Consider the following 24,382-nt stretch of genomic DNA (forward strand, 5'->3'; position numbering starts at 1 on the left):
CCAGTGGCAATGCGAAGCAGTGGCAATTCGGAAGCGGAGTTTAGTGCAGGCGGTTGGCGGGGGGAAGTAACCGCGGATGCAGGCTCAGGCCGGCTTGCGCGCGATCAGCAGCTCGATGTCGAAGCTGACATCGCGCGTGGCTTCCGGCGGCAATGCCTCGAGCCGGGCATGGCGGGCGTTCGGCCCCATCAGGATGACGTTGGCGATCCCCGGGGCGTCGAGCCGCGCTGCGGCGCGCAGGCGCTGGTGGCGAGGGGCGGCGGTCGCCGCGGCGATCCCCGCGGCATAGGTCTCGGTCTTGGCTTCGCCCTGGTCGATCAGGTCGAATTCCCGGCGGAGCTCGATCAGATGGTCGGGCCCGGGATAGGCGACAGCAAGAATGCCGCCCGGCCGCAGCACCCGCGCCGCTTCCACGAAATTCCTCGGCGCGAAGATGCTGAGCACGAGATCCGCGCAAGCGTCGCGCACCGGCCAGTCGCGCCAGATGTCGGCGACGGCGAAGCCGGACTTGGGATAGCGCTTGGCGGCAAAAGCGCAGGCTTCCTTCGAGACATCGATGCCGGCGCAGGGATGGTCGCCGGTCGCGAGCCGCTGCAGGTGATAGGCGGTGCCGCAGCCGGCGTCGAGGATCGCACCGCCGCCCGGCGGCAGCACGGCGCGGATCGCGTCGGTGACGCGATCGAAATGGCCCTTGGCCAGGAAGGCGTCGCGGCGCTGGAGCTGCCGTGCGTCGTCGCCGCCCTCGGCCGGCGCCGCGCCGTGGCCGGTCAGCAGGTTGACATAGCCGGCGCGGGCCAGATCGAAACTGTGCCGCTGCGGGCAGCGCAAGGTCCGCTCGACCAGCGTGAGATCGGCGCGGCAGACTGGGCAGCGCAAGAGATCGAACTTCGACAACACCTTCAGTGCCGGCCGCCGATGCGCCAGCGGTGGATCTCCGCTTGCGTCCCGCCGAGCAGGGCGGCGACGGCATCGCGCGAGGGTGCCTGCAGGATCGCGGCGAAGCCGGCCTGCTCCGTGCCGTCGAGCGTGAGCGTGCCGCCATAGACCGCGGCGCGGTCGCCGAGCCGGGTCGCGAGATCGGGGGTCGCCGCGGCGTGGCCGAGCACCAGGAACAGCGGGTCGTCGTTGGCCGGCTTGAAGTCGCGCATGCCGCGGCCGAGCCGGTCATGCCAGCGCCGGATCATCACCTCGCCGTAGACGCCGGCGCGGTAGAACGGTTCCTGATAGGCGAAGGCCTCGGCCTCGGCGCGGTCGTCGAGGCGCACGATATGCAGGCTGCCGGTATGCACCTCGCCGTCGTCGCTCAGGCTCGGCCCGCGCGTCAGCAGCCGCTCCGCATAGCCGTCCATGTAGGACCAATGCGCCTCGACATGGCGCTCGAGCAGTGCGCTTACGTTCGGCTTGTCGCGGCAATAGAACAGGAAGTCCATGCCTGCCTCAGCCGTAAGCGAGCTTGAGGCCGGGCCGCGCCCAGGGCATCGCAATCAGCGTGCCGCCGCTCGAGCAGGTGATGATGGCCGTCTTCCGGTCCGCGCCGCCGAAGCAGATGTTGGTGGTGACGACGTCGCCGGTCGGCACCTGCTCGACCAGCTTGCCCTCGGGGCTGACGACGGTGATGCAGCCGGAGACGATGGTGGCGATGCAGATGTTGCCGCCGGCCTCGACCGCGAGGCTGTCGAAGCGCTGATAGCCGCCGGCGCCGTAGAGGATCCGGCCGCCATGCGGTGCAAAGCTCTTGGGATCGCGCTTCGCCTTGCCGGGCGCTTCGAGGTCGAAGGCCCAGAGCCGGCCGGTCTCGGTCTCCGCGACATAGGCCGTCCTGCCGTCGGGCGAGAGGCCGACGCCGTTGGGCGTGATCAGCGGATAGGCGACCTCGACGATCTGCGAGCCGTCGGCCAGCGCATAGTAGAGCCCGCCGTTGACGCGGTGGCGCGGGAAGAACTTGCCGTAATCGGTGAAGTAGAAGCCGCCCTCTGAGTCGAACACCAGGTCGTTGGGCCCGACCAGGTTATGCTCGCCGCAGCGGCTGTAGAGGATGCGGCGCTCCAGGATCCCATTGGCGCCTTGCGGATCGAAACGCTCGATCCAGCCGCCGACATAGCCTTCCGGCGTCCCCGGCCGCACCCGGTTGCCGCCGTCCGGCGCCTTGGTGAACAGGAAGCCGCCGTTGTTGCAGACATAGAGAGCGCCGTCGGGCCCCCAGGCCAGCCCGTTCGGCCCACCGTCGAGTGTCGCCAGGATGGAAGTCTTGCCGTCCTTCACCCGGGTGATCGTCCGGCGCTCGATCTCCACCAGGATGATCGCGCCGTCCTGGTCGACGACCGGACCTTCCGGGAATTGCAGATTGGCGGCGAGGACCGTGGGGGCGGGCATGGGCGGGCTCTTGGATACGGACAACCGGCCGCGATCCTAACGGCCCGGTGCCGAGCTGCATAGTTTGCCGATCCGCCGCAGCGGGATCACTTATTCCCTTTGCCGCCGCCCTTCCCGCCGCCGTTGCCGCCGCCACCCCCGTTGCCGCCGCCGCCGCCACCGCTGTTTCCGCCGCCGCCGCCGCCGGCGCCATTGCCGCCGCCCTTGCCCTTGCCGCCGCCCTTGCTGCCGCCGCCGGTGGAGCCGCCCGAACCGTCGCTGGAATCGCCGCTCGACCCGTCAGGGCCGGCGGCGGTGGTGATGTCCTCGAACATGGCCGCGGCCTCGGCGAGGCTGACTGCGGGGATCGCCTCGTTCAAGCCGAACTGCTGCAGATCGCCGAGGAACTCGGTGCTGCCGAGCTCGGTATCGACCAGGCCCTGGCCCGGCGCCAAGGTGGTGGTCGCGCCGGTGAAGTTGTTCTGGGATTCGACCAGGCCCTCATGCACCAGGACTTCGGTCTGCCCGCTGGGATGGACATGCACGGTGACATCGGTGCCGCGCAGGGTCATGGTTGCGACCGGCGTCTTGATCACGGTGCCGCCCTTGGGCATGGCGCCGGTGGCGAAGCGCAGGGTCCCGACCGTGATGTCGATGACCGCATTGCCTTGGAGCGTGCCGGGGTCGAACACGAAGGCATCGACCAGGACCTTGGTGCTCGCGCCCAGCGCCAGGCCCGAGCCGTCGATGAAGCGGACCAGGGCCCGGCTCTCGGTCAAGGTCTCCAGTGATTCCGAGAAGACCACATGGTCGCCCAGGCGCTTGACGGCCTGGTTCTGCTGCGGCGGCGTGCCGTAGACCGAGCGCTGGACCTGCTCCATCGCCGCGACCGGTGTCTCAACCGCAGCCGCCGGCGCCGGGCAGCCGAGCAGGCCCGTCATAACCAAGTATGCGAACCATTTGCGCACGGGTCCCCTCCCGGTGCCGGAGAACTCCGGGAGAACGAGCGATCCAGGAGGATATTCCGCGCTCTGAACAATAAATGCCCGCGCGCAGCGGCGGGTTGGAGAGCCGGCTTGACGCTGGCGTCTCTCCGGCCGGAACCTCAAGCGGGAGGTGCGGCATGGAAGCCAAGATCGACTATCAGGCCAGCTGCCATTGCGGCCGGGTCCGCTTCTCGTTCAGGAGTCCGGCGATCACCACCGCCGCGCGCTGCGACTGCTCGCTCTGCATCCGCCGCGCCGCCTGGCTCAGCCCGCGCTACATCCCGGCCGCGGATTTCACGCCGCACGGCAACCCTTCGGACCTCGGCTGCTATCTCTGGAACGAGCAGGTCCTCGGCAATTACTTCTGCAGGCATTGCGGAATCTTCGCCTACATCGCCGACGGCGAGAACGGGAAGGACGGCTATCGCGTCAATCTGGGCTGCGTCGAGGGGCTGGACACGCTGGCGCTGGCGGTGAAGATCATCGACGGGCGATCGCTGCCGGTCGCGGGTCACTGAGGGACGGCATGAGCCGCAGAACGCGCGGGCTGTTCTGGAGATCCACGCAGTTCCTGAACGACCGGTTCTTCTGAACCCGCCACAAAAAGAAAAGACCGCGTGCGGCGGTCTTTCCCCTGAGAGCGAAGTCTGAACCGTCAGGCGGCCGGTTGTCGCCGGCGGCGCGCGAACCAGCCGAGACCGGCCAGCGCGCTGACGAACAGCGGCAGCGTCGCCGGGATCGGGGTCACCGCGCTGGCGGTGAAATCGAACGACAGGTTGAGCCCGGTCAACGATCCGAAAGTCTGGCCGGCGGTCTTGGCGAAGGTCAGGGTCAGCAGGTCGCCGGCATTGACCGCGACCGGGCCGCCGGTGATCCCGCCGGCGCCCGGGCGGTTGGAGTTCAGCACCGTCGAGGTCACCCAGCTGAAGGCGCTGGCCCCCAGGTTGAAATCCACGTCGTTCGAGCGCGGGACGCTGGAATGCGCGTACCAGACATCGAAGACCAGGTTGTCGATGATGCCCGCTGACGGCGCGGTCCAGGCAATCTTAAGGTCGCTGCCGTCGTTGGGCGTGTGGATGACGACGTCGCCGGTCAGGAAGTCCCCATCGGTGAGACCGGCTTGCGAACCGTCCCTGCCCGCCAGGAAGGCGAACGGGTTGTCGGCGTTGAGGTTGGTGCCGGTGCCGAAGTAGGGCCCGGTAAAGGCCGGCTCCAGGTGGTTGCCGTTGCTGCCCACGGCGGCCTGGCTCGGCAGGGTGCCGCCGGAATAGGTGATCGACCAGGGGCTCCCGGGGCCGTTGGCGCCGTTGAAATCCGCCGCCAGGTCATAGGTCGCCGCCTGCGCGACCGCGGACCCGAGAAGAGCGCCGAAGGCCAGGCCGGCCACGGCAAAAGCCAAACGCATTTTCATCATCCGCCCCTGAAAACGAATTCACCACGCGTCGACAAAAGCCTATCCAGGTATGCAGGGGCTGGGCAGGGAAAATATAGTTAAAATTCTTCCAGAAGGCGGTCTGAAGCTGAATGTCCTGAAATGCCCTTCCGCCCGGGCCTTGCCGCAACCGGCCGGTAACAGTTCAGGCGTCGAAATCCACGTCCGCGGTCTTGGCCGTCCCGGCCTTCCGCCCCGGCGCCGTGTGGTGGGCCCAATAGAGATTGGTATGGGCGATCACCTGTTCGGGCGGCGGCGCGCCCCAAGCCGCCTGGTCCTCGGTGGTATGAGCGTCGCTCACCAGGATGACGTCATAGCCCCGGGCGCAGGCGCCGTGGATGGTGCAGCGGATGCACTGATCGGTCTGCGCCCCGGCCACCACCAGCCGCCCGACCCCGAGCCCCGCGAGCACGGTCGCGAGTCGGGTGTCCTCGAACGAGTCGCCGTAGGCCTTCTCGACCAGCGGCTCGCCGTCGCGCGGCTTGAGCTCCGGCACCAGCGGCCAGCCGGCACTGCCTTTGCCGCCGTCGACTTCCATGTCCTGCACCCACACGACCGGCACGCGCTCAGCCCGCGCCCGCTCGACCAGCGCGGCGATATTCGCGACCACGGCGTCGCGCGCATGCGCCTTGGCCACGACCGCGATCTGCATGTCGATGACCAGCAGCGCCGCGTTCGGGCGATTGGGAAGCGTGGTCATGGCGCCATCTTCCCTCCAATCCAGACCTGGGGAAAGCCCGGTTCAGGGCAGGATCTTAGCAGCGTCTTGACAACTGCGTCCCAGGTATCAAAATTTGATACTCAACCCCAGGAGTGGATCATGGCCGGTCGCAACTTCAGCCTCACCCCGCGTCTCAGCGACTTCATCGACGATCAGGTCGCCGAAGGTCGGCATCAGAATGCGAGCGAGGTGGTGCGTGAAGCGCTGCGGCGCTATGAAGAGGATCTTCTCATCCAGCGCGCCAACATCGCCGTCATCGAGAAGGTGGCGGCGCGGGGTTCGGCGGCCATCGCGCGCGGCGACTTCGCCCATGTCCGAGGGCCGGAGGAAGCGGGGAAACTGATGCAGCGGTTCAATGCCCGCGCTGCCGAGCGCGCCGCGGAGCGCGGTCGCGCCCCGAAAGCCAAGCGTGGGTGAATTCAGACTCTCGGGCTCGGCCGCCGCGGAGCTCGACGAAATTTTGGACTGGAGCGAGAGCAATTTCGGCTCTCAGGCGCGGGAGCGCTACAACGCGCTCCTGTTCGAAGCCATGCAGAATGTTGCCGATGCGCCGGATCAGCCGACCGTCCGTTGGCATCGCACGCGAGGTATCGAGATCGGCGTTTATCACGTCGAGCATAGTCGCAACCGCGTGCCGGCGGAGTTCGGCCGAGTGGCGGAACCGCGGCATTATATGCTGTTCCGCATCGGCGCCGATAACGTGGTGGATATCCTCGGCTTCGTACACGACAGCATGTTGCTGGACCGCGTCGTCCGGAACCTGCCCCACGACAGACTTGGGTGACTCCAAGCGTTCACTAAAACACACACCCCCCGGATCGGCCCGGGAGCCCGATGCTCGAATACTACCGCGGAAACACCAGGCGGGCCGCTTGCGGGGTCACGGTCGCCACGGCCGGGGTATGGCCGATGAAGTCGCCGTCGCATTGAATCTCCGCGCCGTCCGGCTGCAGGATCTCGACCCGCGTCGCGGTGAGGATGCGATAGCCGGGCGCCTTGGGCAGGAAGCCGAGCATCAGCGCCAAGCCGTAGACGGCGACGAAGAAGCGGCTGCCATGCCCGAACAGGCAGACCTGCAGGTCGGCGCTCTCCAGCCGCGCCGCCGGGGCGCAGACGAACTTGCCGCCATAGTAATGGGCGTTGGCGATCACCACGGAAGCCGCCTCGCAGGGAACGCCGTCGACCCGCAACTGGAAGCGCGGGAAGTTGCCGCGGATCATCTGCTGCAGGCTGGCGAGCACATAGGCGCCCTTGCCGATCGCGCGCTTCAGCCGGGACGACACCGTCGCCACCACTTGCGCATCGAAACCGACTCCGGCCATCAGCAGGAACTTGTGGCCGTTGATGTCGCCCAGGCTGACCCGGCGCGGCTCGCCATGGACGATGGTCCGCGCGATCTCGCCGGCGTTGAGGCCGAGGCCGATTTCGGCGGCGAGTACATTGGCCGTCCCGCGCGGAACGATCGCGACCGGCGGCGACTGGGGGTTCAAGCCGTTGAACACCTCGTTGATCGTGCCGTCGCCGCCGGAGACGACAATTCTGTCATACTCGGATGCCGAGACCTGCGCGGCCAGTTCCCGCGCATGGCCGCGATGCGTTGTGTGCTGCACGACGAACCGGCAGCCCATCTCCTCCAGCTGCGCCAGCACCTTGCGCAGCCTGCCGCCGCGGCGACCGGAGATCGGGTTGTGGATGACGAAAGCCCGGCAGGTCCCCGCCTCAAAGGCAGGGGACGCGCTCGGCGATCGTTCAAGCTGCTGCATGGTCGAATTGATGGTCGAGTTCCTTCGGGTTGCGCAAAGAAACAATCTTGGCGCAAAGGGCTATGGGCGTCACGCCGGAAATCAGCCCACCGAACTGCTCTTGAAGGGCGCCGCTGCCCCAGAAACACATCGGGCCCCCGGATTGCTCCGGGAGCCCGATGCTGGGGCCTTCGACTAAGGACTTAGGGGTCTTAGCTGCAGCCGCTCGTGGAACCGCAGGTGTTGCACTTCATGCAGGTGCCGTTGCGCACCAGGGTGAAGTTGCCGCATTCGCCGCAGGAGTCGCCCTCGTAGCCCTTGACCCGGGCTTCGCGGATCTTCGCCATGCGGTCATCGACCGCCTTGGCCACGGTCTGGCCGATGATGGCGCTCTCCGCTGAGGTGATCGAGGCTTCGACCGCGATCGCGACGCCGGCCGAGGCCGGGGCGCCGTTCCGCTCCATCACCACCGCTTCGTGGTGCTCGTGATGCTCCTGGGCGAGCGCCGTGTTGCCGACGTTCTTGAACAGCACCAGGTTCGAGCGGACATAGCCGGTCGAGGCGATCTTCTTCACCACTTCCAGGCCGCGATCGGCCTTCACCGCCTCGCGGGCGGCGGTCTCGCGCTCGCCCGAGCCCATGGCGTCGAAGTCGAGATCGTCCGGCTTCACATGGGCGAGGTCGTTGCGGCCGAGATAGGAGACCGCAAGCTCCCGGAAGATGTAGTCCAGGATCGAGGTCGCCATCTTGATCACGTCGTTGCCCTCGACGATGCCGTTCGGCTCGAAGCGGGTGAAGGTGAAGGCCTCGACATACTCCTCGAGCGGCACGCCGTATTGCAGGCCGATCGAGATCGCGATCGCGAAGTTGTTCATCAGCGAGCGGAAGGCGGCGCCTTCCTTGTGCATGTCGATGAAGATCTCGCCCAGCTTGCCGTTCTCGTATTCGCCGGTGCGGATATAGACCTTATGGCCGCCGACGATCGCCTTCTGGGTATAGCCCTTGCGGCGCTCGGGGAGACGCTCGCGATCCTTCTCCACGACCTTCTCGATGACGCGCTCGATCACCCGCTCGACGATCCGCTCGGCGACCATGGGCGCGCGGGCGGCGGGATTGGCTTCGATCACATCCTCGACCGCGTCCTCGTCGCCCAGCACCGAGGAGGCGAGGGGCTGCGAGAGCTTCGAGCCGTCGCGATAGAGCGCGTTGGCCTTCACGCCAAGCCGCCAGGACAGCATATAGGCGTCCTTGCAGGCCTCGACGCTCGAGCGGTTCGGCATGTTGATGGTCTTGGAGATGGCGCCGGAGATGAAGCTCTGCGCCGCCGCCATGATGCGGATATGGCTCTCCACCGAGAGGTAGCGCTTGCCGATCTTGCCGCAGGGATTGGCGCAGTCGAACACCGGCAGGTGCTCGTCCTTCAGGAACGGGGCACCTTCGAGGGTCATCGCGCCGCAGGCAAAGGTGTTGGCGGCTTCGTAATCGGCCTTGCTGAAGCCGAGCACGCTCAGCATGTCGAAGGTCGGCTCGTTGAGCTCGGCCTCGGTGAAGCCCAGCGCGTCGCGGCAGAAGCCTTCGCCGAGCGTGTATTTGTTGAAGATGAAGCGGATGTCGAAAGCGGTGGCGACGGCCTTCTCGACCGCGTCGAGGGCGACGTCGGTGAAGCCCTTGGCCTTCAGGGTCTGGTGGTTGATGCCGGGCGCGCCGCGGAGCGTGGCGTGGCCGACCACGTAGCGCACCATCTCCTCGATCTCGCCGGCCGCGTAGCCCAGCGTCTTCAGCGCATCGGGAACGGTGCGGTTGATGATCTTGAAATAGCCGCCGCCGGCGAGCTTCTTGTACTTCACCAGCGCGAAGTCGGGCTCGATGCCGGTGGTGTCGCAATCCATGACCAGGCCGATCGTGCCGGTCGGCGCGATCACGGTCGCCTGCGCATTGCGATAGCCGTGGGCTTCACCCAGCTCCAGGGCGCGATCCCAGGCGCGCTTCGAGGCTTCGATCAGGCGTTGGTCGGGGCAGTTCGCGGCGTCGAGCGGCACCGGCAGGACCGAGAGGCCTTCGTAGCCTGCGGTCTCGCCGTAAGCGGCGCGGCGGTGGTTGCGGATGACGCGCAGCATATACGCGCTGTTCTGCTTGTAGCTCGGGAAGGCGCCGAGCTCGCCCGCCATCTCCGCCGAGGTCGCGTAGGAGACGCCGGTCATGATCGCGGTGAGCGCCGCGGTCAGCGCGCGGCCCTGGTCGCTGTCATAGCCGATGCCCATCTCCATCAGCAGGCCGCCGATGTTCGCGTAGCCGAGGCCCAGCGTCCGGAATTCATAGGAGAGCTGCGCGATTTCCTTGGACGGGAACTGCGCCATCAAGACCGAGATCTCGAGGACGACGGTCCAGAGCCGGGTGGCATGCTCATAGGCCGCGATGTCGAACCCCGCCTCATCCTTGAACGTCATCAGGTTCATGGAGGCCAGGTTGCAGGCCGTGTCGTCCAGGAACATGTATTCCGAGCACGGATTGCTGGCGTTGATGCGGCCGGATTCCGGGCAGGTGTGCCATTCGTTGATCGTGGTGTCGAACTGGACTCCCGGATCCGCGGAGGCCCAGGCGGCGAAGCCGATCTTCTCCCAGAGGTCGCGGGCCTTCAGCGTCTTGTGGACCTTGCCGTCGGTGCGGCGGATCAGGTTCCAGTCGCCGTCATTGACGACCGCTTGCACGAAGTCGTTGGAGACGCGGACCGAGTTGTTGGAATTCTGGCCGGAGACGGTGAGATAGGCCTCGCTGTCCCAGTCGGTGTCATAGGTCTTGAACTCGATCTGGCGATAGCCCTGCTCGGCGAAATGGATGACGCGCTGGATGTAGTTCTCCGAGACGGTGGCCTTGCGCGCTTCGCGGATCGCGGCTTTGAGCGCCGGATTCTGCTTCGGATCGAAGCGGCCTTCGCCTTCGCCGGCATGGGCAGCCTGCATCACGCGGTTGAGATGCAGGTTGCAGAGCGCGGAGCCGGAGACCATGGCGGCCACCTTCTGCTCCTCGGTGACCTTCCAGTTGATGTAGGTCTCGATATCCGGATGGTCGAGATCGACCGTCACCATCTTCGCGGCGCGGCGGGTGGTGCCGCCCGACTTGATCGCACCCGCAGCACGGTCGCCGATCTTCAGGAACGACATCAGGCCCGAGGAACGGCCGCCGCCGGAGAGACGCTCGCCGTCGCCGCGCAGCTTGGAGAAATTGGAGCCGGTGCCGGAGCCGTATTTGAAGAGCCGCGCCTCGCGGACCCAGAGGTCCATGATGCCGCCTTCGTTGACCAGATCGTCGGAGACCGACTGGATGAAGCAGGCATGCGGCTGCGGATGCTCATAAGCCGAAGCCGAGGCGGTGAGCTGCGCGGTCTTGAAGTCGACGTAGTAGTGGCCCTGGCTCGGACCGTCGATGCCGTAGGCCCAGTGCAGGCCGGTGTTAAACCACTGCGGCGAATTCGGCGCGGCCATCTGCTTAGCCAGCATGTAGCGCATCTCGTCGAAGAAGGCTTTCGCGTCGGCCTCGGAATCGAAATAGCCGCCCTTCCAGCCCCAATAGGTCCAGGTGCCGGCCAGGCGATCGAACACTTCCTCGGCGCTCTTCTCGCCGGTGGTGCGCTCGTTCGCCGGCAGCTTGATCAGCGCCTCGCGATCGGCCTCCTTGCGCCACAGCCATTCCGGCACGTCGGCTTCAACGACCGGACGCAGACACGTCGGGACTCCGGCCTTGCGGAAATACTTCTGTGCGAGAACGTCGCTCGCCACCTGCGACCAGTCGGCAGGCACCCGGATTCCGTCCAGCTTGAACACCACCGAGCCATCCGGATTCCGGATCTCGCTGGTCAATTCCTGGAACTTGATCTCCGCGTAAGGCGACTGATCGGCTTTGGTGAAACGGCGTTCAATGCGCATGTTCAGACCCCTGCTGCACTCGTGGTCACGTGTTCGAAACGGTGGTTAACCGCTAGCCCCGAAGAGAATCCCCCTCCCTCTGCAGAAATCGCTTCAGCAAAGTGATCGAAGGGGTTGATGCGGCGCGCTATTACTGGTGACCCAGCCGGCGCCCACCGCCAGATATTGCGTCCGGGTTACGCCGGGGTGCAACGGAGAAATTTCTAGATTTGGCGATCTTTGATGTTGACGCCCCTAGATATTGTGCTCCCCCGCGTAAACAGCCGCGTCGCTGAATCTGCTGTCAGGAAAAGCCGCGAAAAAGGCCGATTAGCTTTCCGATTTCGCACCGCGAAGAGCGGAAAAGCACAGCGCGCCCAACATGATAGCGACGCCCAACCATTGCAGCGGCTGCGTCACCTCGCCGAGCAGCAAGCTGGCGACGATGATCGAGACCACGGGTTCCAGGTTGAACATGACCGCGGTCTGGCTCGGCGGCAGGTATTTCAAGGCGCCAAACATGAGCGGCAGCCCCAAAACGTAGCAGGTGGCGACCCCGCCGAGGGCCGCCCAGCCGGTGCCCGTGCTGGGCCAGGCGAGGCTGTCGGAGAGCAGCAGATAGGCGCCGAGCGCCAGCGCCCCCCAGAAATTGTTCCAGACATTGACGGTCAGGCCGTCGACTCCCGCGAAATAGGGTCCGGTGAAGGTGAGATTGCAGGCAACCCCCAGGGCGCCCAGCATCACCAGGGCGACGCCACGCCAATCGACGCTCTCGCTTTCGAGCCCGATCGCCATCATCAAGCCGCCGAAGGCGATCAGCAGGGCCAAAGCCTTGGGCAAAGCGAAGCGTTCCCGGCCGCTGATCGTCGCCATCACGCCGACGATCAGCGGGAAGCTGTAGAACAGCACCACCGCGAGACTGACCTTGATGAAGAAGACCGAGGCGAGATAGCCGATCGACATCGCCATGATGCCGACGGACATCGGCAGGGTCGCGATCCAGTTGCGCTGCGGCAGCCCGAGGCCGCGGCCGGTGATGAGTTGGAAAGCGCCGAACACCAGGACGAAGGCCGCGGTCCGGGTCTCGACCACGGTCAACGGGTTAGCGCCCGCGTCATAGGCGAGTCTCGAGAAGGTGGTGATCAGCCCGAAGAATGCGGCGCTGCACAGGACCATGGCGAGGCCGATCGCATAGCGCCGCCTCGGGTCGCTGGGATGTTCGGTGCTCAGGATTCCCTCCGGAAAGGCGGCTGACTATCGCAAGCCGGTTCCGCTACTGTCCAGCGATGCCGGAAACGATCGTCATCCGCCCCGCCGCGCCCGGCGAAGCGGCCGTGCTGCTCGACGTCATGCGCCGGGCCTTCGCTGAATATCGCGGCGTGCTCCAGCCGGAATCGAGTGTCTTCGTGGAAACGCCGGAGTTGATCGCGCAGAAGCTGGCCGGCGGCGGCGGCTTCCTGGCGCTACAAGACGGCCGGCCGGTCGGCTGCATCATCGCCGAGGAGAAAGACGGGCACGGCTATCCCATGGGTTATCTGGGCCGCCTCGCGGTCGATCCGAGCCTCCGGCGCCAGGGCTTGGCGCGGCGGCTGATGCAGGCGGGGGAGGGCTTCGTCCGCGCCCGCGGTCACCGGATCTGCGCGGTCCAGGTGCGGATCGCGCTCGGCGGGAACATCGCCCTGTTCCAGTCCCTGGGCTACCGCGAAACCGACCGCCGGGCCCATCCGGGATTCGCCGCTCCGACCTATCTGGTGATGGAAAAATCCCTGGAATGACGGGCAGTTGGGCCGGTTCGGCCGGGTTCCGGCTGCCTTGCTTCAGAGGGTGCCGCTGGCTATAGTGCGGCCGATTTCAGGCCGGTTCTCAACCTTTCGGAGTCCCATGTCGTTCGGCACTTGGCTTTTCACCCGTCTGCACGGCGCACTGGTCGGGACGGATGCCTTCGGCAACCGCTACTACATCGACCGCCGCACCAAGGGCGAGAAGCGGGAGCGCCGCTGGGTCATGTACAAGGGCGCCCCCGAGGCGAGCAAGGTTCCGCCGGAGTGGCATGCCTGGCTGCATTCGAACCTGGCCGAGCCGCCGGTGCAGGGCACCGCGCCGAAGGCCTGGCAGAAGCCGCATATTCCGAACCTGACCGGCACCGGCCAGGCCTATCTGCCGCCGGGCCATACCTTGATGGGCGGGCACCGCGCCAAGGCGACCGGCGATTATGAGCCCTGGACGCCGGCTTGAGTCCAAGGGGCCTGATTTAGACCAGATGAGACGAGCAGCGCCGATCCGGGGTGAGGCGGCGCGCTCTTGATGGGGAGAGCGATCGAGATGCAGCGCAATGTGCTGGAAACCGTGATGGGCGCCGTGGTGCTGCTGGCCGCGGCGGCCTTCCTATTCATCGTCTACAACGCTTCGGGCGTGAAGCAGGCGAGCAACGGCTATCACCTGATCATGCGCCTCGACCAGGGCGGCTCGATCACCCCGGGCACCGACGTGCGCGCCGCCGGCGTCAAGGTAGGCACCGTGGTGAAGCAGGAATTCGATGCCAAGAACTTCCAGGCGGTGATCACCCTCGACATCGCCGGCGACGTCCAGCTCGACACCGAGACCGCCGCCAATGTCGATCAGGACGGCCTGCTCGGGAATCCTTACGTCAACCTGCAGCTCGGCGGCGGCTCCGATTTCCTGAAGGACGGCGATACCTTCCGCTATGCCACCGGCGCGCTCAGCCTCAACAAGCTGATCGGCATGGCGCTGTCCGGCGGCGACAAGAAGAGCGAAGACCAGGTCCAATAGGGGATTTCCCGGGCTCTTGTCGGAGCCCCGACGGCTGCTAACATAAGAGCCATGGCGACCAGCGACACCGACGGCAAAGAGTTTTCCCCCCCGACCTGGAAGCAGCCGGACGGCAAGCCGGTCTCCTGCCTTGAAAAGATCAAAGTCCTCAATCAGAACATCGAGGAGATTCGCGGTCTCGCCCAGGACGCCCTGGAAGACGCGGTCTTGATGGGTTGCGACGAGGCGCAGATCCGCGCCGTGTTCAACGACATGCTCGAAGGCCTGAAGAACCCCTACCGAAAGCCGAAATGAGTCTGACCCGGATCTCTCTCGCGGCGGCGACGCTGGCGCTGCTGTCCTCTCCGGCTGCCGCGATTCCCATGGACACCGTCCTGCTGCAGGGCCTGGACAAGATCACCGCCCGCGTCTCCGAGATCAAGGTCCCGGTCGGCGGCACCGTCACCTTCGGCGCGCTGCAAATCACCGCGCGGGCCTGCGACAAGCACCCGCCGGAGGAAGCGCCGGAAGCCTCCGCCTTCCTCGAAGTGGTCGAGGTGAAGCCGGACGAGAAGCCGGTCGAGCGCTTCAAGGGCTGGATGTTCGCCTCCAGCCCGGCGCTCTCGGCCCTGGAGCACCCGGTCTACGACCTGACCGTGCTCGACTGCGTGAACGCCGACGGCAGCACCGGCGAGCCCCCGGCCGCCAATCCCGACGCCGCGCCGGCCCAGCCCGCAGCGCCGGCGGAACCCGCGCCGCAGTAGCACTGCCGGATAGGTCTCACGCAGCTTCAAGGCCCTCACCCTGTCCCTCTCCCTACGGGAGAGGGAACGCTGTCGCAGCAGCCATTCTGATTGGGTGACTGCGGGCGCTCTGATGCGCCCCCTCGCCCGTAGGGAGAGGGTTGGGGTGAGGGGCTTGCCGCAGCTTGAGGCGGGACCAGCGAGAACGCGCTGCTACTTCTTCCCGATCAGCGCGTCGAGCGCTTCCGGATCCATGTCGATCGAGAAATGCGCCTGCCGCGCCAGGGCCGAGGTCAGGCGCTTGCGATAATCCTCGCGCGGGATCTCCAGCGCGCCGAAGCCGGAGAGATGCTTGGTGACGAACTGGGTGTCGAGCAGCCCGTAATTGCCCTGGCGCAGCCGGGCCACCAGATGCACCAAGGCGACCTTGCTGGCATCGGTCGCGGTCGAGAACATGCTTTCGCCGAAGAAGGCGCCGCCGAGCGAGATGCCGTAGAGCCCGCCGACCAGCTTGCCGTCGGCCCAGGTCTCGACGCTGTGGGCATGGCCCATGCGATAGAGCTGGCAGCAGAGATCGAAGATGGTCTGGTTGATCCAGGTCTGGCGCCGGCCGGGTGCCGGTGCCGCGCAGGCCTCGATCACTTCCTCGAAATGGGTGTCGCAGGTGACGGTGAAGGGACCGTTGCGGATGGTCTTTCTGAGGCTGTGCGAGACATGGAAGGAATCCAGCGGGATGATGCCGCGCGCCTCGGGATCGATCCAGTAGAGCTCGGGATCGTTGCGTGCCTCGGCCATCGGGAAGATCCCGATTGCGTAAGCGCGGAGCAGCATCTCCGCGGTGATCTTGGCCGGCTTTGCCCTGTTCGACATTGATTCCGGTCGGGGTCCACGCAATTCGGTTTCCGAAGGCTAGCACCGCCGCGCGCCCGCTGGCCACCCGGAATGAGTCGATTTCCTTCCCGAATCACACAGGATTGACAGCGGGATGTGACGAGTCGCTAGCATGGCGGGCGGTCGCTAAAATTCGATCCAAAAGCCGCAGCGCAGCTTTCATCCGGGAGAACCCAGCTGACTGACCAGCAAGCCGCCGCGCCGGAGGATACCGCCGTGCGGGTAGCACTCTGGCGTGCCCTGCATCTCGAAGTCGACGCGGCCCCGCCGGTGCTCGAGGACCTGGTCGGGCTGGAGCTGGTGGCGCCGCCGGAAGGCTGGCGCAATCGGCCGGACATGCACCCGCAATTCATCGCCCCGTTCCGCGCCGCGATCGTCGGCCGGGCCCGCTTCATCGAGGACCTGGTCGCCGAACGCGCCGCGGCCGGCGTCGCGCAATATGTGATCCTCGGCGCCGGCCTCGACAGCTTCGCGCAACGCCGGCCGCAGCTCGCATCGCGCCTCACCATATTCGAGGTCGACCAGGCCGGGCCGCAGGTCTGGAAGCGGCAGCGCCTGATCGAATGCGGCTACGGCGTGCGGGACGGGCTGCGCCTGGTGCCGGTCGATTTCGAGGCCGGGGAATCCTGGTGGGACGGCTTGCTGGCGGCCGGCTTCGACAGCGCCAAACCGGCTTTGGTCGCCTCGACCGGCGTCAGCATGTATCTCACGCATGCCGCGATCGCCGCCACCTTGCGCCAGGTCGCGGCGCTGGCGCCGGGCTCGACCTTCGCCATGTCCTTCCTGCTGCCGATCGAAATGTCGGAGCCGGCTCTCCGCCCCGCCATGGAACTCGCCGCGAAAGGCGCCGCGGCAAGGGGCACGCCCTTCATCAGCTTCTTCCGCCCGGCGGAGATGCTGGACCTCGCCCGCGCCTGCGGCTTCAGAGAAGTGCGGCATGTCTCGGCCGACGACATCACGGCGCGCTATTTTGCCGGACGCAGTGACGGTTTGCGCCCGCCGAGGAATGCCGAGGAGCTGCTGGTGGCCGAGACCTAGATCTCGCCGGCGACGAACTTTTCCAGCCAGCGGATGTCGTAGGCGCCGTTGATGAAATCGGGTGCGGCGATGATGCGGCTGTGCAGCGGCGTGTTGGTCTTGATGCCGCCGACGACCATCTCTTCCAGGGAGCGGCGCAGGCGCATCAGGCATTCGTTGCGGCTGCGGCCATGCACGACCAGCTTGGCGACCAGGCTGTCGTAGTTGGGCGGCACGCGGTAGCCGGAATAGAGCGCGGAATCGACCCGCACGCCGAGGCCCCCTGCCGGGTGATAGTCTGTGATGCGGCCGGGCGAGGGCAGGAAGGTCTCCGGATCCTCGGCGTTGATGCGGCACTCGATCGCATGGCCGTTGATCACCACGTCCTCTTGCGTGAAGGACAGGGGCGCGCCGGCGGCGACGCGGATCTGCTCGCGGACGAGATCGATGCCGGTGATCATCTCGGTCACCGGATGCTCGATCTGCAGCCGGGTGTTCATCTCGATGAAGTAGAACTCGCCGTCCTGGAACAGGAACTCGATGGTGCCGGCGGATTTGTAGCCCATCGACTTCATCGCATCGGCCGCAATCTTGCCGATCTTGGCGCGCTGCGCGGCGTTCAAGGCCGGCGACGGCGCTTCTTCCAGGACTTTCTGGTGGCGGCGCTGCAAGGAGCAATCGCGCTCGCCCAGATGCACCACGTTGCCGTGGCTGTCGCCGATGATCTGGATCTCGATATGCCGCGGATGGGAGAGATACTTCTCCATGTAAACGGCGTCGTTGCCGAACGAGGCCTTGGCTTCGGTGCGCGCCATCGAATAGGCGGCCATCAGGTCGGCTTCGGAGGTCGCGACCCGCATGCCCTTGCCGCCGCCGCCGGCCGCGGCCTTGATCAGCACCGGATAGCCGGTCTCCTCGGCGATGCGCCTGGCTTCCGCCTCGCCGCTGATCTCGCCGTCGGAGCCCGGGACCACCGGGATGCCGAAACGCTTGGCCGCGTCCTTGGCCTGCACCTTGTCGCCCATGATGACCAGATGCTCCGGCGAGGGGCCGATGAAGGTGATGCCGTGCTCCTCGACCATCTGCGCGAAGGCGGCGTTCTCGGAAAGAAAGCCGATGCCGGGATGGATCGCGTCGGCGCCGGTGATGGTGGCGGCGGAGATGATCGCCGCCATGTTGAGATAGGAATCGCGCGAGGCCGGCGGCCCGATGCAGACACTCTCGTCGGCCAGGCGCACGTTCATCGCCTCGGCATCGGCGGTGGAATGCACGGCGACGGTGCGGATGCCCATCTCGCGGCAGGCGCGATGGATGCGAAGCGCGATCTCGCCGCGATTGGCGATCAGGACCTTTTCGAACATTCGGCTACTGGATGATCATCATGGCTTCGCCGAACTCGACCGGCTGGCCGTCGGCGATCAGGATATCCTTCACGGTGCCGGAGACCGGCGCCTGGATCGGGTTCATCACCTTCATCGCCTCGATGATGAGCACGGTCTGGCCCTTGTTGACGCGGTCGCCCGCCTTGACGAAGGGCGCCGCACCCGGCTCGGGTGCGAGATATGCGGTGCCGACCATCGGCGAGGTCAAGGCGCCCGCCGGCACGCCGCCGCCGGAGGCCGGCGCTGCCGCCAGTGCGGCGGGCGCGGCTGCGGCCGGTGCGGCCGCCGCGACCGGAACATGCACGGCGCCGACGGCGCCGGTGTTGACGCGGATGCGCTTGCCCTCGCTCTCGAACTCGATCTCGGCGAGGCCGGTATCCTTCAAGAGCCCGGCCAGTTTCCGGACCAGCGCTTCATCGACGTCGAACTTGCTCATGCACGCCTCTTCTTGGACTTGGGGCCGGCCGCCTTCAGGATGCTCGCGGCCGCTTCGACCGCCAGCACATAGCCCTGGGGACCGAGCCCGACGATGACGCCGGCCGCGATGGCGCTGACGAAGGAATGATGCCGGAAGCTTTCGCGGCGGTGGATGTTGGAGAGATGCACCTCGATGACCGGCAGCTCGGTGAAGGTGAGCGCATCGAGCAGCGCCACCGAAGTGTGGCTCAAGCCCCCCGGGTTGATGATGATGGCGCGGGCGCTGCCACGCGCCTCCTGGGCCCAGGTCACCAGATGGCCTTCGTGGTTGGACTGGCGGAAGTCAACGCTCAAGCCGAATTCCGCGGCGCGCGCGACCACCGCGGCCGCGATGTCACCGAGCGTGGCGCGGCCATAGATCTCCGGCTGCCGTTGCCCCAGCAGATTGAGGTTCGGCCCGTTCAGCACCAAGAGATCGGTGGATTCGCGTTTTGCGGATTTCGCCAAGGATCGCTCGCCAAGAATCAAGGAACGCCCCGCCGGGGGGCTTGTCGTCCGGCCCTTATAGCCAGCGCCCCGAGGGATCGCAACCAAACCGGCCCTTGGCCCGGGCAGAGGCCGTGCCGCCGCCTGGCAAAAGCCGGAAATCGTTGGAAAATCAGCTGCCGCGGGCCTTCTTGATCAGCTCTTTCAGCTGCTCCAGCGGCACCGCGCCTTCGACCACCTGGTCGCCGATGATGAAGGTCGGCGTCGCGCCGATGTCGAGGGTCTTGGCCAGGGCATGGTTGGCCGAGATCGCCGGCTTGATCTTGTCGCCCTGCATGTCGGCTTCGAGCTTGGCGGGGTCGAGCCCGACCTTGGCGGCGATGCCCTTGATCACCTCCATGTCGAACTGGCCCTTGTGCTCCATCAGCGCCTGATGGAATTCCCAATACTTGCCCTGACCGACCGAAGCCAGCGCCGCCTGCGAGGCGAGGATCGAATCCTGGCCGAGGATGGGGAACTCCTTCATCACCAGCCGCACACCCTTGTCCTCCTCGATCAGCTTCTGCAGCGGCGCGGCGACCGCCTTGCAATAGGGGCAGCGGTAGTCGAAGAACTCGACCACGGTCACGTCGCCCATCGGGTTGCCGTCGACCGGCGAGGCCGGGTCGTTGAACAGGGCGTCCTTGTTCCGCGCCACCAGCTCGGTCTGGGCGTCAGCCTTGCTCTGCTCTTCCTTGGCCTGCAGCGCCTGGATCGCCTCGCGGATCACCTCGGGATTCTTCAGCAGGTAATCGTGGACGATCTTCTCGATCTCGGTCTTCTGCGCCCCGGTCATGCCATCGGGGGTCATGCCCGCTTCCTGGGCGGAAGCGAGCGGGGCCATGAGCAGGAGCGCCAGCAGGGCGCTGAACAAGGTTTTCATCTTCGGTCCTTCATTGGAGAATTCTCATTCATCGTCGTCCTCGCCGTCCGGTCCACCGGTGGCGGAGATGATGTCGTTGGCCTGGATCCAGCCGGGCGAGCCGGTCGGTAGGCTTTTGAGCGCGCGCTTCGCCTGCATGCGCGCTTCCTTCCGGTTGTTGGCCGCCATGAACTGCTTGGCCTGGGAGAGCTGCGACATAGGGATCTGCCCGTCGCGGCCATAGGCGATCGCCAGCAACCGCCAGACGTCGGGATCGTTGCTCTGCATCCCGGCGGCAAATTCCAGGTTCGCGATCGCGAGCTTCACATAGCGCGGGTCCTCGGTCTCGAGCTCGACCTGGCCCAGCTCCTGGCGCAGCAGCGCCTCGCCGGGCCTGAGCTCGACCGCGCGGTGCAGCAGCGGCAGCGCCTCGCGCAGGTTCCCGCTCTGGAACAGGAACCAGCCTTTCTGCTCGATGAAGAACGGATCCTCCGGCGATTCCTGGATCAGGCTGTCCAGCAGCGTCATCGAATCCTTCACCCGGCTGACGCGGAAGAAGGCGATCGAGCGCGCGTAGCGCGCCGGCTGCGAGGTGTCGGTCTTCGGATAGGCCAGCATCACCTGGTCGAGCGGCCAGAGATAACCTTTCAGCTTGGCCAGCATGCGCTGGTGCAGCTCGACCAGCGCCGGCGGGTCCTTGACGTCGGAATAGGGCGAATGATCGACATGCTGCTGCACTGAATCGATACGGTCGCGGGTCAGCGGGTGGGTCTGCAGGTAAGGATCCTGGCTGCTGGTGTTCAGCAGGATCTGGCTGTCGAGCTTCTGGAAGAATTCCAGCATGCCGCGCGCCGACTGATGCGTCTTGTCGAGGAAGCTCATGCCGGCCTGGTCGGCCGAGGATTCCTGGGTCCGGCTGTATTTCAGGATGTTTCGCAGCGCCATCTGCTGGCCCAGCATCGCCGTGCCGGCGCCGACGCCGGCATTGCCGGTCGCGACCCCCGCCGCGATGCCGGCGAGCATCGCCACGATATTCTCGATCATGGCGTTGTGCAGCTCGTCCTGGATCCGCACCAGGTGGCCGCCGCTGATGTGCCCGGTCTCGTGCGCGATCACGCCGATCACCTGGTTCGGCGTGTCGGCGCGGATCAGCAGGCCGGTGTTGATGTACATGTTCATGCCCGGCGTCACGAAGGCGTTGATCTGGTTGCTGTTGACCAGATGCACCTTGATCGCCGCGGCATCGAGGCCGGCGACCTTGAACACCGGCTCGGCATAGGCGCGGATCGTCGCCTCGATCTCGGCGTCGCGGATCAGCGGCGCACCGCCCTGGGCCGCGGCCGGCAGCGACGCGGCCAGCAGGGCGACCGCCGCCAGGGCCAGACTGCCAATACGCAGACAACCGGCGCGGACAAGCAGTCGGTTGATCAAATCCTGGGTCCTTCTCTATGCTCGCCCCGGCTCGGGCGGGCACCTTGAAGAACGGTGCCGGCGCGGGCGGGTTGCAGCCGCGGGCCCCTAGCAAGTTGGAGCGACGCCGAGCCGCTGAACCGCGGGTGCAATGTCGATCCCTTTGGAGAGCAGAACATGCCTAGCGCCTATCATACTTTACCGGTGCGATCCAGGGTCGCCCCCGCTGGGCAGAACGGGTCAAAAAGCCGCGACGCGCGGCGGAAAATCGGACATTTCGGCGGCTTGCTGCGGGCCCACACCCGCGCCAAGGCGATGCTGCTCGGCGCGGCCATGCTGCCGGCGCTGGCGGCCTGCGGCTCTGGGCCGACCGCCCGGGTCACCACCAATTCCAACGACCGGCTGCAATCCACCCGCGCGGCCGGCAACCCGGAGAATGTCGGCCCGTTCGGCGGCGGCAGCTGGTGGGATTCCGACATGCGCGGCGGCGCGGTGGTGGATGAGCCGCGCGCCGCGCTGGTCGCCCGCGACGTGCTGGCGCTCGGCGGCAACGCCGCCGATGCGGCGGTCGCGGCCTATTTCACCTTGGCGGTGACTTTGCCCTCCGCGGCCGGGCTCGGCGGCGGCGGCGTCTGCCTGGTGCACGACGCCGAGAAGGAGACCACCGAGGTCTTCGACTTCCTGCCGCGGGCGGCGAAAGGCGGGCTGGTCGCGGTGCCGGGCAACGTGCGCGGCATGGCGGCGGTCAACGCGCGCTATGGCCGGCTGCCCTGGGCGCAGCTGGTGAACCCCGGCGCCAACCTCGCCGGCACCGGCACGGCGATCAGCCGCGCGCTCGCCAACGAGCTGCAAGCGGCCGGATCACGTCTTGGTGAGGATCCGCAGATGGCGGCGATCTTCACCAAGGACGGCCAGCCGCGCGGCGAGACCGACAACCTGCGTCAGACCGATCTCGGCGCCGCGCTGGAGCGGATCCGGATCGGCGGCGTCAACGAGTTCTACAGCGGCCCGCTCGGCCGCAACCTGGCCGATGCCGCGCAGTCGATCGGCGCGCCCCTGACCATCGAGGACCTGCGTGCCTCGAAGACCGTCGTTTATCCGCCGGCCTCGATCGAGGTCGGCAGCCAGGAGCTGTTCTTCCCGGCGCCGCCTTCTTCCGGCGGTACGCTCGCCGCGCAGATGATCGTGGCGCTCGACGACATCGACGCCGACAATCCCGCCGAGGTCGCGAAGGCGGTCAACGGCCTGATCGCCGATCGCCAGGGCTGGATGAAGCCCGGCGGCGATGCGACCAAGGCGGTGGGCGATGTCACGACCGCCGACCATGTCGGCGCCGCGCTCAACGCCCGGCTCGACGCACCGGGTGCGGCGATGCAGGAGAACCCCTCCGCGACCGGCATCGTCACCATGGATTCCGACGGCCAGGGCGTCGCCTGCGAGTTCACCATGAACGCGCCCTTCGGCTCGGCGCGGATCGCGCCCGGCACCGGCATCATCCTGGCGCCGGCGCCGAACGACAAGGGCGCGGGCTTCAGCGCTCTGGGCCCGATCATGCAGGCCAGCAATTCCAGCGGCCGGCTCTACTTCCTGGCGGCGGGCGGCGGCGGCGTGCCGGCGGACATCGCCAAGGCGCTGCTGTTCCACTCGGTCACCAGCCAGGACGAGGGGATCGAGAAGGCGATGGCGGACGGCCGCCTGTTCGCCGACGGCGCCGGCACGGTCTATCTGGAGGGTGCCCTCGCCGGCGCACAAGCTGCGGTCAGCGGCGCCGGCTTCAAGGTCGAGCATGCCGACAAGCTCGCCCGGGTGAACGCGATCTGGTGCCCGAAGAGCACGCCGTCCTCGCCCGACACCTGCCAGCTTAAGAACGACTTCCGCGGCAGCGGCCTCACCACCATCGTGAACAATCAATGAGTCTCTTGCCGTGAATCAGCCGGCGCCGAAGATCTCCAAGCGCTCGGCGATCGATCCCTTCATCGTCATGGATGTGATGCGCGCGGCCGGCGACTATGCGCGCCGCGCCGCCGCGGAGAACCTGCCCGAAGTGGTGCATCTCGAAGTCGGCCAGCCGAGCACGCCGGCGCCGCGCCGCGCGCGCGAAGCGGCCGCCGCGGCGCTGGAGGCGGGGCCGCTCGGCTATACCGAGGCGCTGGGCCAGCTCGAGCTCCGGCAGCGGATCGCCAGACACTATGCCGACTTCTACGGCTGCACGCTCCCCGTCGAGCGGATCGCCGCCACCACCGGCTCCTCGGGCGGATTCCTGCTGGCCTTCCTCGCCGCCTTCGATCCCGGCGACCGGGTGGCGCTGGCCAGTCCCGGCTATCCCTGCTACCGGCAGATCCTCTCGGTGCTCGGCATCGAGCCGGTACTGATCGAAACCCAGCCCGAGACCAAGTTCCAGCCGACCCCGCAATTGCTCGACCAGCTCGCGGGCAGGATCGATGGGGGCAAGATCGACGGCCTGATCGTCGCCTCGCCATCGAACCCGGTGGGCGCCATGGTCACGCCCGCCGAACTCGAAGCCTTGGCCAACTGGTGCGACGCCCATGGCGTGCGCCTGATCTCGGACGAGATCTACCACGGCGTCACTTACGGGATGACTGCTGCGACCGCGGCGCAGTTCAGCGACCATGCAATCGTCATCAACAGCTTCTCGAAATATTTCTCGATGACCGGCTGGCGCCTGGGCTGGCTCGGCCTGCCGCCGGACCTGATGCGCCCGGTCGAGCGCCTGGCGCAAAACCTGTTCATCTCGCCGCCCGCGGTCAGCCAGGCCGCCGGCCTCGGCGCCTTCGACGCGATGGAGGAGCTCGACGTCAACGTCCGCCGCTACGCCGAGAACCGCGCGCTGCTCCTGGACGAGCTGCCGAAAGCCGGCTTCACCAAGCTCACGGTGCCGGACGGCGCCTTCTACCTCTACGCCGACGTCGCCGATTTCACCGCGAACAGTCTGGATTTCTCCAAGCGCATGCTGGCGGAGACCGGCATCGCCGCGACCCCGGGCCTCGACTTCGACCCCGCCCGCGGCGCGCATTTCATGCGCTTCTCGTTTGCCGGCGCCACCGCCGACATGGCGGAAGCAGCGCGGCGCCTGAAGGCCTGGCACAACAAGGCGCGGCGGTAGGGCTCGTCAGTCTAGTTCGGAGTGATACAGTACGGCGCGGTCGAGATGGCGCGCCGCTGCGGCGTGGCGCTCGCGAGGTGGAGAGGGTACTCGCCTAGGATTACAAT

Annotated in this window: 26 protein-coding genes; 11 read left to right on the forward strand and 15 right to left on the reverse strand. The window is 66.8% G+C overall.

Annotated elements, in window-relative coordinates:
* Positions 1 to 84: 84 nt before the first annotated feature.
* The 4 genes from ACH2CY_RS26085 to ACH2CY_RS26100 form a co-directional block, all read right to left on the reverse strand.
* Complete coding sequence (locus tag ACH2CY_RS26085; protein WP_395022827.1) at positions 85 to 897, reverse strand: putative RNA methyltransferase; 813 nt, start codon at positions 895 to 897, stop codon at positions 85 to 87.
* Positions 898 to 899: 2 nt separating this feature from the next.
* Positions 900 to 1,430: a YciI family protein gene (locus tag ACH2CY_RS26090; RefSeq protein WP_395022829.1), complete on the reverse strand. Its 531-nt coding sequence runs from the start codon at positions 1,428 to 1,430 to the stop codon at positions 900 to 902.
* Positions 1,431 to 1,437: 7 nt separating this feature from the next.
* Positions 1,438 to 2,373, reverse strand: a complete 936-nt coding sequence (locus ACH2CY_RS26095; protein WP_395022831.1) for an SMP-30/gluconolactonase/LRE family protein — start codon at positions 2,371 to 2,373, stop codon at positions 1,438 to 1,440.
* Positions 2,374 to 2,459: 86 nt separating this feature from the next.
* A complete protein-coding gene (locus ACH2CY_RS26100) occupies positions 2,460 to 3,293 on the reverse strand; it encodes a FecR domain-containing protein (RefSeq protein WP_395022833.1) in 834 nt (277 codons plus the stop codon).
* Positions 3,294 to 3,475: 182 nt separating this feature from the next.
* Here ACH2CY_RS26100 and ACH2CY_RS26105 point away from each other — a divergent pair, with 182 nt between their 5' ends.
* Entirely contained in the window at positions 3,476 to 3,856 is a 381-nt protein-coding gene (locus tag ACH2CY_RS26105) for a GFA family protein (protein ID WP_395022835.1), read from the forward strand.
* A gap of 137 nt (positions 3,857 to 3,993) precedes the next feature.
* On the opposite strand, the gene ACH2CY_RS26110 is transcribed toward ACH2CY_RS26105, so the two are convergent.
* Together ACH2CY_RS26110 and ACH2CY_RS26115 are read right to left on the reverse strand one after the other, a co-directional pair.
* Positions 3,994 to 4,749, reverse strand: a complete 756-nt coding sequence (locus tag ACH2CY_RS26110; RefSeq protein ID WP_395022837.1) for a hypothetical protein — start codon at positions 4,747 to 4,749, stop codon at positions 3,994 to 3,996.
* Positions 4,750 to 4,915: 166 nt separating this feature from the next.
* On the reverse strand, positions 4,916 to 5,470 hold the full coding sequence (locus ACH2CY_RS26115) for an isochorismatase family protein (protein WP_395022838.1): 555 nt from the start codon (positions 5,468 to 5,470) through the stop codon (positions 4,916 to 4,918).
* 120 nt (positions 5,471 to 5,590) lie between these two features.
* On the opposite strand from ACH2CY_RS26115, the gene ACH2CY_RS26120 reads away from it, so the two are divergent.
* Entirely contained in the window at positions 5,591 to 5,908 is a 318-nt protein-coding gene (locus ACH2CY_RS26120; protein WP_395022840.1) for a type II toxin-antitoxin system ParD family antitoxin, read from the forward strand.
* The gene (locus ACH2CY_RS26125; RefSeq protein ID WP_395022841.1) at positions 5,901 to 6,275 is read left to right on the forward strand and encodes a type II toxin-antitoxin system RelE/ParE family toxin; all 375 of its coding nucleotides are present in this window, start codon (positions 5,901 to 5,903) and stop codon (positions 6,273 to 6,275) included. The genes ACH2CY_RS26120 and ACH2CY_RS26125 overlap by 8 nt, the downstream gene beginning before the upstream one ends.
* Before the next feature lie 61 nt (positions 6,276 to 6,336).
* Here ACH2CY_RS26125 and ACH2CY_RS26130 read toward each other — a convergent pair whose 3' ends face one another.
* The 3 genes from ACH2CY_RS26130 to ACH2CY_RS26140 form a co-directional block, all read right to left on the reverse strand.
* Positions 6,337 to 7,254: a diacylglycerol/lipid kinase family protein gene (locus ACH2CY_RS26130; RefSeq protein WP_395022842.1), complete on the reverse strand. Its 918-nt coding sequence runs from the start codon at positions 7,252 to 7,254 to the stop codon at positions 6,337 to 6,339.
* Positions 7,255 to 7,445: 191 nt separating this feature from the next.
* The gene (locus tag ACH2CY_RS26135; protein ID WP_395022844.1) at positions 7,446 to 11,156 is read right to left on the reverse strand and encodes a vitamin B12-dependent ribonucleotide reductase; all 3,711 of its coding nucleotides are present in this window, start codon (positions 11,154 to 11,156) and stop codon (positions 7,446 to 7,448) included.
* Between the two features lie 309 nt (positions 11,157 to 11,465).
* Positions 11,466 to 12,311 carry a DMT family transporter gene (locus ACH2CY_RS26140; protein WP_395022845.1) on the reverse strand — a complete coding sequence of 282 codons (846 nt, stop codon included), beginning with the start codon at positions 12,309 to 12,311 and terminating at the stop codon, positions 11,466 to 11,468.
* 110 nt (positions 12,312 to 12,421) lie between these two features.
* On the opposite strand from ACH2CY_RS26140, the gene ACH2CY_RS26145 reads away from it, so the two are divergent.
* The 5 genes from ACH2CY_RS26145 to ACH2CY_RS26165 all read left to right on the forward strand — a co-directional run bounded on the left by ACH2CY_RS26145 (position 12,422) and on the right by ACH2CY_RS26165 (position 14,668).
* Positions 12,422 to 12,910 carry a GNAT family N-acetyltransferase gene (locus tag ACH2CY_RS26145; protein ID WP_395022847.1) on the forward strand — a complete coding sequence of 163 codons (489 nt, stop codon included), beginning with the start codon at positions 12,422 to 12,424 and terminating at the stop codon, positions 12,908 to 12,910.
* A gap of 73 nt (positions 12,911 to 12,983) precedes the next feature.
* The gene (locus ACH2CY_RS26150) at positions 12,984 to 13,370 is read left to right on the forward strand and encodes an NADH:ubiquinone oxidoreductase subunit NDUFA12 (protein WP_395022870.1); all 387 of its coding nucleotides are present in this window, start codon (positions 12,984 to 12,986) and stop codon (positions 13,368 to 13,370) included.
* 87 nt (positions 13,371 to 13,457) lie between these two features.
* Positions 13,458 to 13,925, forward strand: a complete 468-nt coding sequence (locus tag ACH2CY_RS26155) for an MlaD family protein (protein WP_395022848.1) — start codon at positions 13,458 to 13,460, stop codon at positions 13,923 to 13,925.
* A 51-nt stretch (positions 13,926 to 13,976) separates the two neighbouring features.
* A complete protein-coding gene (locus tag ACH2CY_RS26160; RefSeq protein ID WP_395022850.1) occupies positions 13,977 to 14,219 on the forward strand; it encodes a hypothetical protein in 243 nt (80 codons plus the stop codon).
* The gene (locus ACH2CY_RS26165; RefSeq protein ID WP_395022851.1) at positions 14,216 to 14,668 is read left to right on the forward strand and encodes a DUF2155 domain-containing protein; all 453 of its coding nucleotides are present in this window, start codon (positions 14,216 to 14,218) and stop codon (positions 14,666 to 14,668) included. Before ACH2CY_RS26160 ends, ACH2CY_RS26165 begins: the two co-directional genes overlap by 4 nt.
* Before the next feature lie 192 nt (positions 14,669 to 14,860).
* Here ACH2CY_RS26165 and aat read toward each other — a convergent pair whose 3' ends face one another.
* Positions 14,861 to 15,517, reverse strand: coding sequence for a leucyl/phenylalanyl-tRNA--protein transferase (gene aat / locus ACH2CY_RS26170; protein ID WP_395022852.1), 657 nt, complete (start codon positions 15,515 to 15,517; stop codon positions 14,861 to 14,863).
* A 237-nt stretch (positions 15,518 to 15,754) separates the two neighbouring features.
* Between aat and ACH2CY_RS26175 the strand changes: the two genes are divergently transcribed.
* Positions 15,755 to 16,576 carry a class I SAM-dependent methyltransferase gene (locus ACH2CY_RS26175; RefSeq protein ID WP_395022853.1) on the forward strand — a complete coding sequence of 274 codons (822 nt, stop codon included), beginning with the start codon at positions 15,755 to 15,757 and terminating at the stop codon, positions 16,574 to 16,576.
* Here the strand turns inward: ACH2CY_RS26175 and accC are convergent.
* The 5 genes from accC to ACH2CY_RS26200 form a co-directional block, all read right to left on the reverse strand.
* Complete coding sequence (accC, locus tag ACH2CY_RS26180; protein ID WP_395022854.1) at positions 16,573 to 17,916, reverse strand: acetyl-CoA carboxylase biotin carboxylase subunit; 1,344 nt, start codon at positions 17,914 to 17,916, stop codon at positions 16,573 to 16,575. The two genes, ACH2CY_RS26175 and accC, sit on opposite strands and share 4 nt — an antisense overlap.
* A 4-nt stretch (positions 17,917 to 17,920) precedes the next feature.
* Positions 17,921 to 18,373, reverse strand: coding sequence for an acetyl-CoA carboxylase biotin carboxyl carrier protein (gene accB / locus ACH2CY_RS26185; protein WP_395022855.1), 453 nt, complete (start codon positions 18,371 to 18,373; stop codon positions 17,921 to 17,923).
* On the reverse strand, positions 18,370 to 18,861 hold the full coding sequence (aroQ, locus tag ACH2CY_RS26190) for a type II 3-dehydroquinate dehydratase (protein WP_395022857.1): 492 nt from the start codon (positions 18,859 to 18,861) through the stop codon (positions 18,370 to 18,372). The genes accB and aroQ overlap by 4 nt, the downstream gene beginning before the upstream one ends.
* 151 nt (positions 18,862 to 19,012) lie before the next feature.
* Positions 19,013 to 19,762, reverse strand: coding sequence for a DsbA family protein (locus ACH2CY_RS26195; RefSeq protein WP_395022859.1), 750 nt, complete (start codon positions 19,760 to 19,762; stop codon positions 19,013 to 19,015).
* A gap of 24 nt (positions 19,763 to 19,786) precedes the next feature.
* Positions 19,787 to 21,172 carry a M48 family metalloprotease gene (locus ACH2CY_RS26200; RefSeq protein ID WP_395022860.1) on the reverse strand — a complete coding sequence of 462 codons (1,386 nt, stop codon included), beginning with the start codon at positions 21,170 to 21,172 and terminating at the stop codon, positions 19,787 to 19,789.
* Between the two features lie 264 nt (positions 21,173 to 21,436).
* Between ACH2CY_RS26200 and ACH2CY_RS26205 the strand changes: the two genes are divergently transcribed.
* On the forward strand, positions 21,437 to 23,065 hold the full coding sequence (locus ACH2CY_RS26205; RefSeq protein ID WP_395022862.1) for a gamma-glutamyltransferase: 1,629 nt from the start codon (positions 21,437 to 21,439) through the stop codon (positions 23,063 to 23,065).
* A gap of 67 nt (positions 23,066 to 23,132) precedes the next feature.
* Positions 23,133 to 24,275 carry a pyridoxal phosphate-dependent aminotransferase gene (locus ACH2CY_RS26210; RefSeq protein WP_395022871.1) on the forward strand — a complete coding sequence of 381 codons (1,143 nt, stop codon included), beginning with the start codon at positions 23,133 to 23,135 and terminating at the stop codon, positions 24,273 to 24,275.
* Positions 24,276 to 24,382 lie beyond the last annotated feature (107 nt).

It is taken from the genome of Dongia sp. (assembly GCF_041905885.1).
Lineage (GTDB): Bacteria > Pseudomonadota > Alphaproteobacteria > Dongiales > Dongiaceae > Dongia.

Coding starts and splice junctions, on each gene's coding strand:
- ACH2CY_RS26090 (WP_395022829.1), bottom strand. CDS start 1,430: ATGGACTTCCTGTTCTATTGCCGCGACAAGCCGAACGTAAGCGCACTG.
- ACH2CY_RS26095 (WP_395022831.1), bottom strand. CDS start 2,373: ATGCCCGCCCCCACGGTCCTCGCCGCCAATCTGCAATTCCCGGAAGGT.
- ACH2CY_RS26100 (WP_395022833.1), bottom strand. CDS start 3,293: ATGACGGGCCTGCTCGGCTGCCCGGCGCCGGCGGCTGCGGTTGAGACA.
- ACH2CY_RS26105 (WP_395022835.1), top strand. CDS start 3,476: ATGGAAGCCAAGATCGACTATCAGGCCAGCTGCCATTGCGGCCGGGTC.
- ACH2CY_RS26110 (WP_395022837.1), bottom strand. CDS start 4,749: ATGAAAATGCGTTTGGCTTTTGCCGTGGCCGGCCTGGCCTTCGGCGCT.
- ACH2CY_RS26115 (WP_395022838.1), bottom strand. CDS start 5,470: ATGACCACGCTTCCCAATCGCCCGAACGCGGCGCTGCTGGTCATCGAC.
- ACH2CY_RS26120 (WP_395022840.1), top strand. CDS start 5,591: ATGGCCGGTCGCAACTTCAGCCTCACCCCGCGTCTCAGCGACTTCATC.
- ACH2CY_RS26130 (WP_395022842.1), bottom strand. CDS start 7,254: ATGCAGCAGCTTGAACGATCGCCGAGCGCGTCCCCTGCCTTTGAGGCG.
- ACH2CY_RS26135 (WP_395022844.1), bottom strand. CDS start 11,156: ATGCGCATTGAACGCCGTTTCACCAAAGCCGATCAGTCGCCTTACGCG.
- ACH2CY_RS26140 (WP_395022845.1), bottom strand. CDS start 12,311: ATGGTCCTGTGCAGCGCCGCATTCTTCGGGCTGATCACCACCTTCTCG.
- ACH2CY_RS26145 (WP_395022847.1), top strand. CDS start 12,422: ATGCCGGAAACGATCGTCATCCGCCCCGCCGCGCCCGGCGAAGCGGCC.
- ACH2CY_RS26155 (WP_395022848.1), top strand. CDS start 13,458: ATGCAGCGCAATGTGCTGGAAACCGTGATGGGCGCCGTGGTGCTGCTG.
- ACH2CY_RS26160 (WP_395022850.1), top strand. CDS start 13,977: ATGGCGACCAGCGACACCGACGGCAAAGAGTTTTCCCCCCCGACCTGG.
- ACH2CY_RS26165 (WP_395022851.1), top strand. CDS start 14,216: ATGAGTCTGACCCGGATCTCTCTCGCGGCGGCGACGCTGGCGCTGCTG.
- aat (WP_395022852.1), bottom strand. CDS start 15,517: ATGTCGAACAGGGCAAAGCCGGCCAAGATCACCGCGGAGATGCTGCTC.
- accC (WP_395022854.1), bottom strand. CDS start 17,916: ATGTTCGAAAAGGTCCTGATCGCCAATCGCGGCGAGATCGCGCTTCGC.
- accB (WP_395022855.1), bottom strand. CDS start 18,373: ATGAGCAAGTTCGACGTCGATGAAGCGCTGGTCCGGAAACTGGCCGGG.
- ACH2CY_RS26195 (WP_395022859.1), bottom strand. CDS start 19,762: ATGAAAACCTTGTTCAGCGCCCTGCTGGCGCTCCTGCTCATGGCCCCG.
- ACH2CY_RS26210 (WP_395022871.1), top strand. CDS start 23,133: ATGGATGTGATGCGCGCGGCCGGCGACTATGCGCGCCGCGCCGCCGCG.